The organism is Streptomyces sp. NPDC059456 (genome assembly GCF_042750055.1).
Classification (GTDB): domain Bacteria; phylum Actinomycetota; class Actinomycetes; order Streptomycetales; family Streptomycetaceae; genus Streptomyces.
On sequence record NZ_JBHYVA010001060.1, the window covers coordinates 1 to 1,755 of the forward strand.

1 protein-coding gene is annotated in these 1,755 nt (G+C 73.2%); it reads left to right on the forward strand.

The window, feature by feature from the left end:
- On the forward strand, positions 1 to 1,615 hold a 1,615-nt coding region (locus ACFXA3_RS42135), incomplete at its 5' end, for an ATP-binding cassette domain-containing protein (RefSeq protein WP_385196753.1).
- Between the last annotated feature and the right edge of the window lie 140 nt (positions 1,616 to 1,755).

Genomic DNA, 1,755 nt, shown 5'->3' on the forward strand with positions numbered 1-1,755 from the left:
GCTCCCCGCCGGCGCCCGCCCCGAGCACCGATTCGCCGGGGCCGGCTGGCCCCTGGTCGCCGCGGCGACCATGACGGCCCTGGGGGCGCTGGCCTCCATCGCCGCCGGCAGTGCCGCCCGGCGCCTGAACCCGGGCATGTCCACGATCGCCGACCTGGCCATGGTCGACGCGCACATGGACGTCGAACTGGCCGCCTACGACGCCCCCGACTTCACCGAGCGCTCCGAGGGGGCGGAGACGGGATCGGCCCGTTCCGCCATGCTGCTGCAGGATGCGCTCGGCTTCACCGGCGGCCTCATCGACATGGTCGCCGTGGCGTCGGTGCTGTCCCTGGTGCACCCGCTGCTCCTGCCGCTCCTGCTGCTGTCGGTGATCCCCCGGGGCCTGGGCTCGGTCTTCGCCGCCCGTCTCGACTACCGCCTCCACAACGAGACGATCGCCTCGCGCAACATCCGCCACATGATGCGCTGGCACCTCACGACCCCCAAGCTGGCCGACGAGCTCCGCGGCAACAGCATGCGCACCTACGCCCACCACTGGTACGCCGCCGTCTGCCGGCGGATCGACGCCAAGATGGTCGGCTCCGCCCCCCGGTACCTGGCGGTGTACCTGACCGCGGCCGCCGTGTCGGGCCTGTTCATCGCCCTGACCTGGCTGTCACTCGGCGCCCTGGTGGTCGGCGGCTACATGGCCGTGGGCGCGGCCGGCACCGCCATCGTCGCGATGCGGACGTCCACGGCGGCCCTGTCGCAGCTCGTCGTGTACGGGGCGGCCATGTTCCAGCACGCGCTCTACCTCGGCGACTACGCCGCCTTCATCGCGGAGTCCGCCGAGCTGTCCGTACCGCGCGGGGCCCAGGTGCTGGAGGCTCCGCAGAAGATCCGGATGGAGGGGGCCTCGTACACCTATCCCGGCAAGGACACCCCGGCGCTCGGCCCGGTGGACCTCACCCTGAACCGCGGGGAGGTGGTCGCGCTCGTCGGGGAGAACGGCGCCGGCAAGTCCACCTTCATCCGGCTCCTGACGGCGCTGACGGCCCCGACGGCGGGCAGCGTCTCCTGGGACGGCGTGCCGACCTCCGACGCCGACCAGCGTTCGGCCTGGACCCACGTCGGGCTGGTCACCCAGTCGTACGGGTACTGGCCCTTCTCGACCCGCGAGAACATCACCCTCGGCCAGCCCGACGCGCGCGGTGAGGAGGCCGTCTGGGAGGCCCTGGCCGCCGTGGGCATGAAGGAGGCCGTCGAGGAGTTCCCCAACGGGCTGGACACCCTGCTGGCCCGCTCCCTGTGGGGCGGCCACGAGCCGTCCGGGGGCCAGTGGCAGCGCCTGGCCTGCGGGCGGGCCTTCCACCGGCGGCCCGCGCTCCTGGTCATGGACGAGCCCACCTCGGCGATGGACCCGCGGGGCGAGCACATGGTCTTCTCCGGGCTGCGGGAGATGAAGGACGACCGGATCACGGTGATCGTCACCCACCGCATGGAGAACTGCCGGCTCGCCGACCGGATCGTCGTCCTGGACGCCGGCCGGATCACCGAACAGGGCACCTACGAGGAACTCGTGCGGCTGGACGGTTCGTTCGCCGAGCTCGTGCGGCTCTCCCAGGACCGGTAGGGCGGTGTGAAACCGGGGACGTGGCGCAACGCACGCGGCCGCGCGGCGTGGGGGCGGCGCCCCCCCGGGGGGCCCCGGGCCCCGGGCCCGCCCCCCCCGGGGGGGGGGAGGTGAATGGGGGGGGGGGGGTATAAAAAAAA